7 protein-coding genes and 2 pseudogenes are annotated in these 14,668 nt (G+C 56.4%); 5 read left to right on the top strand and 4 right to left on the bottom strand.

Annotated features, from left to right (window positions below; translation table 11 throughout):
• The 3 genes from CK944_RS20090 to CK944_RS20080 form a co-directional block, all read right to left on the bottom strand.
• A partial coding sequence (locus CK944_RS20090) for a hypothetical protein (protein ID WP_146038727.1) occupies nucleotides 1-503 on the bottom strand: 503 nt, incomplete at its 3' end.
• 458 nt (nucleotides 504-961) lie between these two features.
• Nucleotides 962-1,687: a VPLPA-CTERM sorting domain-containing protein gene (locus CK944_RS20085; protein ID WP_103174841.1), complete on the bottom strand. Its 726-nt coding sequence runs from the start codon at nucleotides 1,685-1,687 to the stop codon at nucleotides 962-964.
• 390 nt (nucleotides 1,688-2,077) lie between these two features.
• Nucleotides 2,078-2,506, bottom strand: a complete 429-nt coding sequence (locus tag CK944_RS20080) for a hypothetical protein (protein ID WP_103174840.1) — start codon at nucleotides 2,504-2,506, stop codon at nucleotides 2,078-2,080.
• A gap of 502 nt (nucleotides 2,507-3,008) precedes the next feature.
• Between CK944_RS20080 and CK944_RS20075 the strand changes: the two genes are divergently transcribed.
• From CK944_RS20075 to CK944_RS20065, 3 genes and pseudogenes are all read left to right on the top strand, one after another.
• Nucleotides 3,009-5,618: an aminotransferase class III-fold pyridoxal phosphate-dependent enzyme gene (locus CK944_RS20075; protein WP_103174839.1), complete on the top strand. Its 2,610-nt coding sequence runs from the start codon at nucleotides 3,009-3,011 to the stop codon at nucleotides 5,616-5,618.
• A 115-nt stretch (nucleotides 5,619-5,733) separates the two neighbouring features.
• A pseudogene (locus CK944_RS20070) lies at nucleotides 5,734-6,159 on the top strand (transposase); the annotation flags it as partial.
• Nucleotides 6,147-6,743, top strand: a pseudogene (locus CK944_RS20065) (IS66 family transposase); the annotation flags it as partial. The pseudogenes CK944_RS20070 and CK944_RS20065, both read left to right, overlap by 13 nt.
• A 251-nt stretch (nucleotides 6,744-6,994) precedes the next feature.
• Here CK944_RS20065 and CK944_RS20060 read toward each other — a convergent pair.
• Nucleotides 6,995-11,374 carry a PA14 domain-containing protein gene (locus CK944_RS20060; protein ID WP_146038726.1) on the bottom strand — a complete coding sequence of 1,460 codons (4,380 nt, stop codon included), beginning with the start codon at nucleotides 11,372-11,374 and terminating at the stop codon, nucleotides 6,995-6,997.
• Nucleotides 11,375-11,877: 503 nt separating this feature from the next.
• Here CK944_RS20060 and CK944_RS23000 point away from each other — a divergent pair.
• Together CK944_RS23000 and CK944_RS20055 are read left to right on the top strand one after the other, a co-directional pair.
• Nucleotides 11,878-12,768: a sulfotransferase family 2 domain-containing protein gene (locus tag CK944_RS23000; RefSeq protein ID WP_146038725.1), complete on the top strand. Its 891-nt coding sequence runs from the start codon at nucleotides 11,878-11,880 to the stop codon at nucleotides 12,766-12,768.
• A gap of 255 nt (nucleotides 12,769-13,023) precedes the next feature.
• Entirely contained in the window at nucleotides 13,024-14,526 is a 1,503-nt protein-coding gene (locus CK944_RS20055) for a phospholipase D-like domain-containing protein (RefSeq protein ID WP_103174837.1), read from the top strand.
• The last annotated feature ends 142 nt before the right edge of the window (nucleotides 14,527-14,668 follow it).

Below are 14,668 nucleotides of genomic sequence, written 5' to 3'. Positions count from 1 at the left end.
GTCGACTGAGCGCGGAAGGCCAATTGGCTGAGATCGCCGAGCTTGGCAGTCGTGGTGATGTCGAACACCACGGAGGCGACATAGTTGTTGGCATTACCACCGTTGCTGCCGATACGCACGATGTAGTCAAACAGCGAGGCGCTTCCGCTGCCATTGAAGTTGCAGCCGGGGCCACAATTACTCACTTGGGTGCTGCCGTTTCCGAACAACTCGAGTGCCGGTGTGATGGCCGTTCCATCCAGACGGGTGGCACTGACCAGCTTCAGGCTTGCTTGGGTCAACAGGCCATCGAAGTTGAAGCCGAGGCCTAGGTAATCCGCAGTGCCGAGCAAGGTCGACAGGCTGAAACGCAACGTGTTGGGCGCTGCCGCGTCGTCAATCGTCAGCTGTGCCTTCGGCGTGGGATCCGTATTGGTATACGTCACTGTCGCGGCCTGAGCAGTGGCCACGACAGTGAAGGAGACAGCCGCTGCGGCCGCCAGAATGCGAAGGGTCTTGCGCATAGAGTACCTATAAAAAATGGTAATGTCCTACCAGGACCTGTTACTGCATCGCAGTCTTTCGAACGCGATGAACCCTTATAGGTGTATATGTCTGGTTTACTGAACTATCTTTATCGACAGCTTGGGTTCAAACTGGCATCGACCTTATTGAACTGGCCCTCATTTTGACCGGACACCAAGCATAGCCATGGAGGCTGGCCAACCGGCGCAATGGCTCGTTCACGAAGGTCTTGAAGAGTCGGGACGGCGAACTTCCGGTGTCTGTGCCCCGCGCGAGTTCATTGCAGCTCAAACAGCAACCGCCCGAGTGTCCGGCAAAATGAGGGTAAGACCAGCTCATTTGTAGCAGATCATCTCAAGCAAAGGGACAACTTCGCTGGAAGATGCTTCGGATGCAAAAAACACCGACCCAGGAACTGGGCCGGTGCCTTCTAAAACATAGCTTAATTCTGTTGCTCTTAGGCTTTTTTGCGGCGACGCATGAAGGTCAGACCGCCCATGCCGCCCAGAAGCAACAAGCCTGATGCCGGAAGCGGGATCGGTGCTACATCGCCGGCTCGCACTTCAATCGAATCAAGGGCCCCATCAACCGAGATGCCGAACTCTGTTGTGCTGATAAAGAACTGCAGAGCACCAATCTGGCTGAAATCAACCCCAGCAAATTCGCTGAAAGACAGTTCTTGGCTGAAACCGGGAGCAATTTCTTCTTCATAGGTAGCTGAGTTGCCAGCCGTGTCCCACACTGTAGCCCGGAAAAGCGCCACATTGTCGAATGGCTCATCTGCCGGCAGACCAAAGAAGAAGTGGGGGTCGGTACCGATCAGTAGGTTGATGCCACCGAGACCAGATGTATTAACAGACGTCGGGTCATCATCACCGTCATAGGTCAGGGTACCTTCACCCCTTGCACCAGAGACGTTCGAGAATTTGAGCTTGCCATTCGTGACGCGCAACTCAGTTGCAGCCATGTTGTCACCGTCTGCTGACGTATTCTGAACAGCCAGATCGCGGAAGCCGCCAATGATATTGGCACCGCCAACTTGAGATGCATTGGTCGTAACAGGAGCATCCTGCACCCACTGCGAACCGTCGAATGCGTCAATCACCAGTGTGGCCGCAGATGCCTGCGAAGCACCAACAAGAATTGCCGTGGAGGCTGCCGCCCCAAGAACTTTCATCAACATCCCAAACCTCCTAAGCCCTAAGGCGCACCATCTTCTCTGAGCATTTAAGCCTCAAATTTTACGAAAGTTCCAGCCTTTTTTCATCTATTCTCTAGATGTTGGGAGGTTATTATAGTTGAAGCGAAGCATCCTTTCGTAGCCAGATCTCTAATGGACTGTTTTGATTGGGAAACTGCTCTGACAGGGTAGGAGAGGCCTGTTCAAAAATGACTGCCGCCTTGATCGTCGCCAGTAGGCTTAATCGTGCGAAACTTGGATAACGTCTTCCAGTAGCATTCGCTTTCGCGCCAGCGGTCGGGTTATCGACTTGCCGCTCGATCACAAAGCAAACTATTGATTCAGGAGGATAAAACGTTACATCCAGCCTCTTCTTTCGAGCGGCTCTCGGGATCAAGCGATTGCCAGCAGAACACCCTCGGTTTCGGAAAAGATCATAAGGTCTTCTTTAATCTGCTCCACAGCCTCACCCCACAACGGCGCAACCAGTGCCGCCTTGAAGGTCGAATTACAGCGCTTTTCTCCCTTGTCCGTCAGGCGAAATCCTTGTTCGTCACAAGAAAGGTCTCCCCTGATCTGAAGCCGCCAAATCAACGCCTCGTAGGAAGGGTGAAGCTTGTTGCCGTAACCGCCAATACGTAACGCAGGAAAGTGTCGCGCTGCCAAAGTCAGAAGCCCGCACAAACTTTCCTGATCAAGCGACCAGGCAAAAAAGCCTCCAAATCTTCTAATAATATCAAGCACATATCCTGCATCAAGTTGATCTATAACCTCAAGAGGATGAATGGACTTGGACTGGGGATCGAGATGCAAATGGGTCATTGTGCACTTCCGACAGGCTGTTCTTGATCGATCTAGACGCGTATCGCCCCCACCTGACGCAGGGTAAAGCAGATATTTTCAAGTTCAACTCACAGTGGCAGCAAAGGTTCCCTTTACTCCATTTAAGGGAAGGAGCCCTTCATCGCTGTATTTTGTACGCTCAAATGCAGCATTCTTGGAGAGATGCTGAAGCGAAAAATTGCCGGTCTAGGCCTTAAACCAAGCAGCATTTCGCCGGACCAAACGTCTATACTAAACAAAGGGTTCCCTCTTTAGAAAAGACACGGCACCTATTGGCGGAAAATCGACTGTGGTTAGCAGGTGCTTGTCGTCATCATGGGTTTAACCATTTCCTTATGACAACACAAAAACGAATTGGCATTCGCCTGCTGGTGTTCACTTTTCTTAAAGCAATGACGCGTTAGGTTTGAACGCTTCTTACTACAAAACGTGCTTGGGTTTGTTGCTGCAGAGCCACGGCACGAAGCTCAACGGAGTCCTCATGTCCTCGCTGAATCCTGCTCGTACCCAGTTGCTTGAGACATTTGCACTAGATGCCGCTATGATTCGCGGAAGCGGAGCACGTCTCTTTGACCAACATGGCGAGGAATATCTGGATTTCCTCTCGCAGTATGGGGCGCTGCCTTTCGGCCACAATCCTGAACGAGGTTGGGCAGCGCTTCGGGATGCACACCAGGCCCAACTCCCCTCAATGATTCAGCCGCTGCGCTCACCCGAGGCCGAGCGTCTGGCCCACAAGCTGGCGGAGGTCACGCCTGGCGACCTGGCGATCACGACCCTGACCAACAGCGGTGCCGAGACCGTCGAAGCGGCAATCAAGCTGGCCCGCATCCGCACTGGGCGCTCCGCCATCCTGTCTACCCACAACGGCTTTCACGGCAAGACGCTGGGCGCGCTGTCAGCCACAGGCAAGCCGCTTTACCAGCAGGGCTTTAACGCTCCAGCGCCTGATTTTGACTACGTTCCTTTTGGCGATCTTGCCGCCCTGGAGGCGCGTCTTGAGACCTGTGCCGATTTGATCGCGGCTTTTATTCTGGAACCTATCCAGGGTGAAGGTGGTGTCGTCTGCCCGCCGGAGGGCTATGTCGAAGCCGCCATCGCACTGTGCCGCCGGTATGGCGTGCTCACGATCCTAGACGAGATCCAGACCGGGCTGGGACGCACGGGACAGCTGTTTGCCTGCTCGGACTTCCGCGAGGTGCCGGACATGCTGCTTCTGTCCAAGGCGCTTGGCGGCGGGCTGATGCCGATCGGCGCGTGCATTGTCCGGCCCTCTGCTTGGGACGACCGCTTCGGCCGCCTGCACAGTTCCACCTTTGCCAACAACGGACTTGCCGCCACCGTCGCCTGCGCGACGCTGGATCAGCTTCTGGAAGACGAGGAAGCATTGATCCGGCAGGTGGCTGAAAACGGGGCCTATATCCGCGCCCGTCTCGAGGCGCTGCAGCGTGATTACCCCAATGTCATTCGTGAGGTTCGGGGCCGCGGTTATATGCTAGGACTCGAATTCCAGCCGTTTGAGGAGCGTGGCGACTCCGCCATCATGGCCCATGCCGGCTTGAATGGCGGAGTGACGGCGCTGATTGCCTCCTATTTGGCTAACGTTCAGAAGGTGCTGACCGCGCCCCTGTTCAATGACAGCCGGGTGCTGCGCCTGCAGCCGCCCTTGATCTTGGACCGCGCCGGTCTGGACCGCGCCGTGGAGGCCCTCGCGGTAGTCTGCAACATTCTTCACCGCAGTGATTATTTCGCTCTTGTGCGCCATCTTGTTGTTCGCAGGCACAAGTCCGAGGCCGTCGAACCGGTAGCTGAGTCCCTGGCTTCCGAGACTACCGTAACCGAGCCCGCCCCCCTGCCCGGGGCGGAAGCGGTCAAGGGCCGCTTCGGCTTCGTGATTCATTACACCGAGAACGAGGACATCTTCCGGTCCGACCCCTCGCTGAGGCAGTTCAGCGACACGGAACTGGACGATTGGAAATCCTGGGTCAAACGTCTTGGCCCCGGTTTCGTGCGCCAAATCCCCCAAGTCGTGTCGAAGACGGGCGAGATCGCATCGGGCTGGTTGTTGTCCGTGCCGATGCTGCCCGGAGACATGCGCGGCAAGGGGCGCAACGAGGCCCGTGAGATGATTGCCGGAGCAGTGGATCTGGCCGGAGCGCATGGCGCTTGCCGTGTTGGTCTGGGCGCCTTTACCTCGATTGTGACTCGCGGCGGCGAGACAGTGACCGGGCGGGGGGTGCCCGTCACCAGCGGCAACACGCTGACGACCGTTTCCGCAGTCAAGGCGATCACCCGGCTGTGCGAGCGCACCGGCGTTGCGTTGGAAGAGGCCCATGTTGTCGTCGTTGGCGCCTCAGGGGCCATCGGCCGGTTGGGGGCGATGCTGCTGGCACGCCGGGCCGGAAGCATGACGCTGATCGGCAATGCCCAGAACCCCTTTGCCCCGCGCCTTTTGGCGAAGGTGGCCGACGAGATCCGCCTTTCGCTGGCCGAAGCCCCCGGCAGCGAACGTTCAGGACGCCTTGCACAGGCCATGCGCCAGGGCGGGGATAGCCAAGGCCTATCCTGGACGACCGATCTTGACCCGGCCTTGGCAGAGGCAGACATCGTTCTAGTCGCCACCAGTTCGGATACCGTGCTTGTCGATCCGACACAGTTGCGGCCGGGCACCTTGGTCTGTGATGTGGCCCGCCCCCCGAACGTCGCCAAGGCCGATCTTACAGGCAGCGGCGTTCTGGTCTTCGATGGCGGCCTTGTTAGCCCGCCCTCGCCTGTCGATCTGGGGCCCTTCCAGACGCTGCCAGCCAATATTGCTTGGGGTTGCCTCAGTGAAACCATGCTGCTGGCGCTTTCGGGGGAGAAGAGCGATTTTAGCATCGGCTCCTCGCTGTCGCTCGCCGGTGCCGACCTGCTGGCCAACTTGGCCGAAAAGCACGGCTTCGAGCCGGCAGAACCGCAATGGTATGGAGACATGGTTACCGAAGACCAACTCAACCGCTTTGCAGGGCAAGTCCGGGCGCATCAGAGCACAAACAGTATCGCCCTCCTCCCGGCCCGCAGCCGCAAACTTACAGCCAACACAGGTCGTTAGACCCCATGATCGGGCTGTGAGCTGACTGGGTCGGCGTTCTCTCCCGCGGCACTCTCCGTTCGAGGGTTGCACCAGATTGGCTGGTGCCGAGCCTCAAGAATGGGGGAGAGACCAAATGCAGAATAGCATGTTCATCGGGCTGGATGTCCACAAGGCGACGATATCGGTCGCGGTCGCACAGGGGGAGCGTGGCGGCGAGATCCGCCAATGGGGGACAATTCCACACCGCCTGGACCACATCCGGAAGCTGGTTGAGAAGCTGAGCGCTGATGGGCGTCACCTGCATTTCTGCTGTGAAGCTGGACCATGTGGCTACGGCTTGCACCGCCAGCTTGTTGAACTGGGACATGACTGCATCGTGGTTGCCCCTTCCCTCATCCCTGTGAAGAAGGGCGATCGGGTGAAGACGGACCGTCGAGACGCGGTGATGCTGGCGAAGCTGCACCGGGCTGGCGAGTTGACGGCCGTCTGGGTGCCGGATGCGGCCCATGAAGCGATGCGCGATCTGGTCCGGGCACGCGCGACAGCCGCACGGGCAGTGATCCACTGCGTCTGGCCTTCTGCTGGGCGCATGGACGGCGCAAGCTGATCAAGGCCAAGCCCAAGAAGGGTTCACCCATCGTCAATGAGGCGCTGTTGCGCATTGCGGCCCTTTACAAGATTGAGGACAGCATCCGCGGCGCCGATCCCGAGGGGCGCCGGGCGCTCCGCCAGGACTTGTCCCGTCCCTTGGTGGACGAATTCTTCGCCTGGCTGTCAGCCCAGGCCGCACGCGTCTCGCGCAAGTCCGACTTCGGCGTGGCGATGAGCTACATGCTGAGGCGTCAGGGCGGCTTCCGGCTGTTCCTTGAGGATGGCTGCGTCGACATCGACTCCAACCTGGCCGAAAATGCCATCCGCAGCCCGGCCATGAACCGCCGCAACGCACTCTTCGCCGGCCATGACGAGGGCGGACGCAACTGGGCCCGCTTCGCCAGCCTGATCGGCACCTGCAAGATAAACGGCGTCGAACCCTACGCCTACCTGCGCGATCTGTTCACCCGTCCCGCCCATGGCCACCTGGCCAAGGACATCGACGACTTGATGCCCTGGGCCTACGCCCAGCAGAACACCACCTCGCAATGACCTCGTCCGGGACTCCCCGGTGAGCTCTCACAGCACGACAGCCAGGCACCAGACCGCGCCGCGGCAATCAGAAAATCAATGGGGCGCAAACGCCGCATACAGGCCAGCCGGTCATCGCATCGGGGACGGCCGCCTTTGGGCTTGTGCCGCTCCCTTGGCAGGAGCGGCACAAGGGCTTCCCACAGCTCATCGAATACAAGGGGCTTGCTCATGACGCCTCCCCGCATGAGCAGCGGTTTTGTTAGGCACTTTTAGAGGGAGAGTGGATCATCGACTGCGATGAGGAACGGATCATGCAGAGCCTGCCACAAATTCTGCTGGGGATTGTCTTGCGCCCATTTGTCGGTGGAGTCGGTACCAACAGTGATGGTATTGATCGCTCCTGTGCCAGTGCCGTTGACAGGACCCATCACGAAGCGGAATTCATCCGCCACATAGTCGATAACAATCGATGCATTCCGGTCGGGTGCAAGGCCAATGATCTCGATGTCATCGAAGCTACCCACCAACTGATCGGCCTTGATCAAGGTTTTTGTGATGCTGCCAGAACCTGCTGCCCAGCCGCTCAGGTCGATCTTCAATTTGCCATCCAGACGGATCCCTGTTTCGACATTCGGTGTGGCGCCGAAGGCACCCGAGCGGAATTCTCCTAGGGTAGAGAAGCCCTTCGTGTCCGCCACAAATTCGAGCAAGGCGCCGTTGTGGAAGCGGAGCACAGCGGTGTCTCCATCCTTGCCGTCAAAACCAGTCTTGGTGCGGCTGCCCTCAAGGGTCAGTCGGGAGCCAGCTATCAAGTCGAACGAACCGCCGGAACTAGACAGAATTGCCTGACCATTGTCGCGGATATGCATGTCAAGTGAGCCGCTGACCCGGCCGGCATTGACGAAGCGGCCGCCCATCACATCGATCTCCAACATGTCGTTATCGCGATAGCTGTCGATCCAGACTTGGCCGGCCATGTCCACGGTGATGGCTCCGCCCTTGTCGCCCACGGCGATGTCACCATCGATCGCGAGCTTTCCTGAGGTCGCGGTCAGCCTGCCGAAATCGCTGAAGTCGAAGTCATCAATAGTGACGGTCGTTGCGCCAAAGCGGACATGGTTGCCGGCCAGGTCGATGCTATCGCCATCCTGGGTGCCGGGCAGATCGCCAGTGGACCAGTTCAGGCGATTGTCCCAGCGGACGCCGTCGGCCAGATCATTCGGGATGAAGCGCAGCGTTTCCGCTTCACCGCGGATTGTAGTGTCCATACCGAAGCCTTTGCGGAAGAAGGCATTGATGATGTCCGCATCGACATGGCCGTCCAGCCTGCCGTCAGCCTGAGCGCGCAGGAAGTCTGCCAGATCGGCGATGGTCGCCTTCTCCTTTCCCAGAAGGTCGGCCGTGAAGTTTTGAATGGTGGTCTCGTTCAGGACGGCCTTGCCCAGACCCTCAAGATTGGCATTCTTCGCATCGGTGTTGGCGGCACCTTTTCCGCCGACCCAGTTAAAAACCTTCGTGTCGTCATGAACCGCTTCGAACTTGTTGTTGACCGGCTTGTGCGCGACTGGTTTTGCCGCCAGTTCAACCGGATTGTCCGGATCTGCCAGGTGGGCGACGATGTTATCGATCAGGCTGCTCTGCCGGCCGCTGTTGGCAATGCCCATGGTCAGGGCTCCACGCGGCCCCTCGGTAACGTCCCGATGAGCACCCGAGGTGATGACGTTACCCAGCAGCAGCGTGTAATTGCCACTGCCGGTCACGCCGTTGTCGTCGCCACCAAGGAAGTTCACCGCAGCGTTGTTGTCGAGGAACAGGTTGTTCTCGATCATGCCGCCCGAACGAACCTGCGCGCCGAAAGAGGCACCCCGCATCATGATGCTGTCGCGCAGCGTCACATCGAGGTTGCCGTAGTTCAGATATAGGCTCTGGCTGTAAATGCTGGGCGGCTGCCCCCCGGCCAAGGAGAGGTTTGCCAGATAGTCATCTGCCCAGCCGGTGTGATCAACAAAGATGTTCTCGATCAGCAGGCCATTCACATCATTGGCGTAAATGCCGCTGATGCGGTTAATATGCGGAGACCAGAGGCCCTCGCTGAGCGACTCGAGGCGGAACACATCGATAATGTCGGATTTCCTTACAGTGAAATTGTCGACATCCTGTGCAGTCAAAGTATCGTGGCGGATGGACACATCCTCGACCAGGTAGTTGCTTCCCTGATGGACTTGCAGCCCAGCGTGGAAGGCGACGCCCTTGATGACAATATTATGATTGTCCTGCGTGTTGTAGACCTGTGCGTTGGCCACAATCGGCTTCTCGCCATCGCCATAAAACGTAATCACCACAGGGTGAAGCTCGCTTTCACCCTGCGTGCCGCGCTTTAGGATGACACCCATGTCGTCATAGGTATAGCCGCTTTCCAGGCGGAGCCAGTGGGAGGAGGGTTCTGCCTTGCTGCCGGTGATCGCATGCCAGAGCGCGACGCCCGCCTTCTCGTCTAGGGCGGTTTCAGGGCTGCTGCCGTATTCGGGATGCTTTGCCAGCCAGCTACCGGTGATGGTTTTGAGCGGCAGACCTTCCTTCGCGGCGATGTCGCTAAGGGACAGCGCATGCTCTCCTGCGGAGACATAGACCTCGCGATGGTTGTTGCCATATTCGATGATGCTATAGCCGGAGGCATCGGTCTCGAGAAGGTAGTACTCACCCACACCCCATCCGCCAGTCTGCTGGCCTGGCGTGAGATCGATATTCGCATCGACCCGGACCACTGAATTATCGGCCAGGGTGACCTCGTAGCTGAAGCCGACTTTTCCGGTTCCGGGAGTGGCTCCGGTCATCACGAGGGCCAGTTCGTTGTTCGGCAGAACGCTGACATGCCCTTCCTCTGGCTGATCCAAGATCCGGACCGCTGTAACGTCCAGGCCATTTGTCACATCTTCTGGGATTTCCAGATGTGCGACGCGATCCTCCTGTACGACGGCAGACATTGACCCTGTCATCGGCTCAGGCTGCGGCCCAGGTTCAAGCTCAGGCTGCGGTTCCGGTTTGGGTTGTTGCTCTAGCTCGGGGGCTGGTTGGGGATTTGGCTCAGGCTGCGGCTCCACAGGTCCATCCACGACATGCGACACATGCTCGGCGCCGAGGTGCTTGCGCACACCCTGCGTGTCCGGACCCTTCCAGGACAGTTCGAGAACCTGAGCCCCGTTCATTTCGAAGTAGAGCACCTCGATCGGAATGGGGCCGGCCTTGAGTTCTAGCGTAACCGAACGTTCGCGCGCTGCGTGGGCGCCATCATTGTCAATGGCCGTTACGCCTCCCAGGCGGAAGGCCGACCCATCGTCCGATTTGAGGTAGAATGTATAGGTTCCGGCTTCCCGAATAGTCAGGTCGCCCTCTATGCGTCCGGCAAAATAGTTCTGCGGCCCCCCCTCCCAGAAAGGGTCCCTGGTCGAGCCGAATGAGATGCTCGGAAGAGCGACAACCTTTGCAGGATCGCCGTTGAAATCGATATCCGCAAGGCGGGCCACACCCTTGCTGGTCGTGAACCAAGTTGCCTTGAAACCGGCGGCTTTGGCCAATTCAGGCTGCGGCGCGGGTTTAGGTTGTTGTTCCGGCTGCGGCTTAGGCTCGGTTTCAGGCTGCGGAGATGGTATTACCGGTGCAGGGGCGAGCACGAGCATATCTGCAACTGCACCCGTTGCACCAATGACGTTGATCTGGATATCGGCATTAGCGTCGCCGTCGACATCGCCCAACAAGGTAGTGACGCTGCCATTGTGCGATACCAGCAACTCACCTGCTTTGCCACTAAAGGCGTTTCCTTCAGCTCGGTATAGACCTAACTGAGTCAGGTCGATCGTATCACGGCTATCAGCAATCAGGTTCGTGGAAGTCAGACCCCTGCCCAGACTTTCTTTCGTGAAAAGATAGAGATCTTTGCCGTTACCCCCAATAAGCTGGTCCCCTCCCTGCCCAGCAACAAGCACATCATCGCCATTGCCTCCATTCAGAATATTAGTTCCCGCTCCGCCGACTAGATAGTCGTTCCCATTGCCACCAAAGATAAGATCACTTCCGGCCCCGCCATTGATTGTGTCGACACCATTGCCACCCAGCAGCGTGTCTGCTCCGGCTTTACCGAAGATAAGGTCATCGCCATTGCCACCATCGATCTCGTCACTCCCCTGAGTTCCGATCAGCACATCATTGCGGTTGGAGCCTCGAGTGGTGATATTGCCACTATCGACAGACGATGCGATTTCACCCTGCTTTGCGGTTTCGCTTGCTTTGCTACCTGCAACAACCACCTTTTCGTTCTTCTGAGCGATATATTTTTTCGCAGTTCCGGACGGGGTTTCGGTGTCCGTAATAGCATCACTGTTATTAACGGAGATAGCCGTTGTGTTCAGGTCAGTAATGTTTATTTTATGCTTATCATAGCTACCATGAAGAGCATAATTTATTACCTCATTTACGTGGAAACCAAGGACGTCATGCTTAATGCTTTGATCTCTTGACAGGGAAATTTCGACTGACATAGTTGCGCCGCCTTTTGCAGGATCAGCTGAAGACGCCGCTTTATTCTTTGAAGAAGCGTTTATATTTTTCTGTTCCAAAATTTCTTCCTGGACGCGAGTGGCTGGATCTTTCATTCACTGTCTCCGAAAAATCAGAAAGCCTTGGTCGCCGTTGATTCGGCGTCGATATGGTTACTTCGATAATTGTGAGACATTAAAAAACAACTTACAGATGTATAAATTTTTAAACCTATGTTATCGGTTTTTTGGATGCGGATTGGCGCAGCGTTATTGCAGAATTCGCCTTAGGGTCAGCCTTTATAAACATCAGACCCAAAATATGACGATGGCTGCGAGGATGATGAGGTTGAGGAAGATGTCTCGGGCTCTTTTGCAGCGGGTAGCAATGACGCACCAATCCTTCAGGCGGCTAAAGGCACTTTTGATGCGGTATCGCTTCTGTAGTAGCGCTTGTTGTATCTAGCAGATTTAGGCCCTTTCCGAGGTGGGATGCAGAGGTGGATGCCACAGTTATCGAGGCTATCGCGCAACCAGATGGCATCATACGCCTTGTCTCTGACAGCTCCATGCCCCTAGATGAGCGCACACCGCGTAAGACCGCTCCCAGATAAACAGTCTTGACATCCTTTTTTGATCAGCGTTCCAATCGAAATCATGTTGCTGTCATTGATGGGCGGAGTACTATAAATTATGGAACGAAAAAATTTACAGTGCAGCGTAACAATGATTGTTTTTGGGTGTTTTATATGATTATTTCTCACACTCATAAATTTATTTACATTAAGAACAGAAAAGTAGGGTCAACGTCCACAGAGAAGGCCCTTCAAAAGATATGTGGTCCTGATGATATAATTACACCTGACCACATCCATGAGTCGGACTCAGACGTACTAAAACCGGGCGCGCAAAATTTTGAAGGATATTTTCTTCCATTTCGAGAGCTCATAGGAGCTCGCTCACTGGTTGACGCAGCAAGAACGTTCAGAGACTTTCTAAGTAGGCCCAAGTTTTACAATCATATGCGGGCCTCGTCAGTCAGATCGCGTATCCCAAAAAAGATATGGGACAGTTACTATAAATTCTGCGTTGAAAGAAATCCTTGGGACAAGTCAATCTCTTATTTCTATTGGTTCAATAAGAACAACCCGGATGCAGAGTTAAACACATTTTACAGAAACTACAGAAAACACGGAACGCTTGACCAAGTTTTTGCCAGTGACTGGTCGCGCTACACATACCAAAACAAGATTATCGTGGATGAAGTAATCGATTTTTCCAATTTAAGTGTTGGGGTATGCAACGCCCTTATAAATGCCGGCGTGCCAGCAGATACAGTGAATAAAATGATTTTTCCCAAAGAAAAATCAAATATACGCAAGTCGGACAAATACAAAATTGATGCTCACACAGATGAATTAATTAGATTAGTTTTCCGTAACGAAATCGCGAATTTCAGATTTTGCCAAAATCCTGAAATTTCATTAGAGGCCTATGGTCGTGACCCATAAACTTGCTTGAGGCAAGCTGGACTGGGTGATTCGAGCTTCCAAGCAGAGGTTGCCCTTTCGCTCGTCCCTGTAAAGAGAGGCGATAGTCAGTACCTTCAAAATGCAATTCCTCACCCTCACAATGCTGATCGCCTTAGTTATCCCTCTACCGATCTATTGGTAGAGCCTTTGAATGAAACAATTTTTTTTTTGTTTTGCGGCTTTCATGTGGCGAAGCATGCTCAGGGCCTCGACGATGCAGAAAGAAAGTAACCCATGACCATTTTTCAGCCGGGCCGGAACTGCTGGCGCGTCGAGAGGGCTGACAAACTGGCCGTGATCGTCGACGGGAAGGCCTATTTCCGCGCCCTGCGCGAGGCGCTGCTGAGAGCGCGGCGGCTGGTCATGATGATCGGCTGGGATTTCGATTTCGAGATCGAGATGCTGCCCGGAGAAAGCGACGTGGATGGGCTAGCGCCCGACGGATTTCCGAACCGGGTGGGACCGTTCCTGGACGCCATGGTCGATCGGTGCAAAGACTTGGACATCTATCTTTTGAAATGGAGCGGTGGTGCGCTGATCGCGCCGGGCGGTATCCTGCCCGCCTTGCAAGTCAAGCTGATGTCTCCCGACCAGATCCACCTTGCTTTCGACGGCCGCCACCCGCTTGGTGCCTGCCATCACCAGAAGATCGTCGTTATCGACGACAGCCTGGCTTTCTGTGGCGGCATCGACGTGACCGATGGCCGCTGGGACGACCGCGATCACTTGGACAACAACCCGCAGCGCTGCCTGAAGAACGGCACCTGCGCCCCGCCTTGGCACGATGCCTCGACCGTGATGTCGGGATCGGCGGCGGCGGCGCTGTCCGAACTGGCTCGCGCCCGCTGGAGCCGCGCCCACGATGCCGAAGTAGACGAGAGCTTCCAGCCCGGGGCCGATATCTGGCCCAATAGCATCGAGGCCGCCTTCCACGATATTCCTGTCGCCATTGCCCGCACCGCCCCTCCCGAGGCCAACCGAGCCATCACCCAAGAGATCGAGGACCTGTATCTGGATTCCATCGCCGGGGCGCGTCACAGTATCTATATTGAATCGCAATATTTCTGCGCCGACCGCATCGCCCGGGCCATTGCCAGACGGCTGTCGGAACCCCAAGGTCCCGAAATCGTCGTCATCAATCCCTATGCCGCGCAGGGCCATATCGAAGACCAAGCCATGCATGTCACCCGCAGCCGGATGGTCCGGCAGCTGCGCGCTCAGGATCGGTACGATCGGTTCCGCATTCTCTATCCCGTGACCGACAGTGGTCAGCCGATCTATGTCCATGCCAAAATCATGATTGTGGACGATCTGCTGCTGCGCATTGGGTCCAGCAACATCGACCGCCGATCTATGGGCTTCGACACTGAATGCGATGTAGCGATCCAGGCCCCTGATGAGGCAACGCGCGTGCTGATCCGCGATTTCCGGGATGAACTGCTGGCCGAGCATCTGGGACTTCCCGTTGCTGAGGTGAACGCCAGGATCGCCCAACAGGGTAGCCTTGTGGCGGCGATCGATGCGCTGTGCCGCCCACAAGGGCGGAGCCTGCGCTCTCTGCCCCTGCGTCGGGAAACCTGGTTGGGAAGCCTTCTGGCCGACACCCGCTTCTTCGATCCCCGTTATCGCCGCAGCGCCCAGGCCCGGACGGGGATCACCGCGCGACATCTGCTGATCGGGTCTGCCATCGTGGCCGGCACCGCCTTGGCTTGGAAGCGCAGGCGGCAGGAGAATTGAACCATTGGCGGCAATAAGCCTATACGTTCGGCTGAAATCAACCGATCCCTTGTCAATCCTCTCGGAAAATTCGGTGGTTTATGTCAGGCATTCAACACACTGCCTGCAATTCTGCCCACTTAGTCCGGCCTGAACAACTCTT

Origin of the sequence: Paracoccus sp. SY, from assembly GCF_002901215.1 — a bacterium.
GTDB lineage: Bacteria > Pseudomonadota > Alphaproteobacteria > Rhodobacterales > Rhodobacteraceae > Paracoccus > Paracoccus acridae.
The sequence above is the reverse complement of the archived record's forward strand: the minus strand, read 5'-3'. Positions and strand labels throughout refer to the sequence as shown.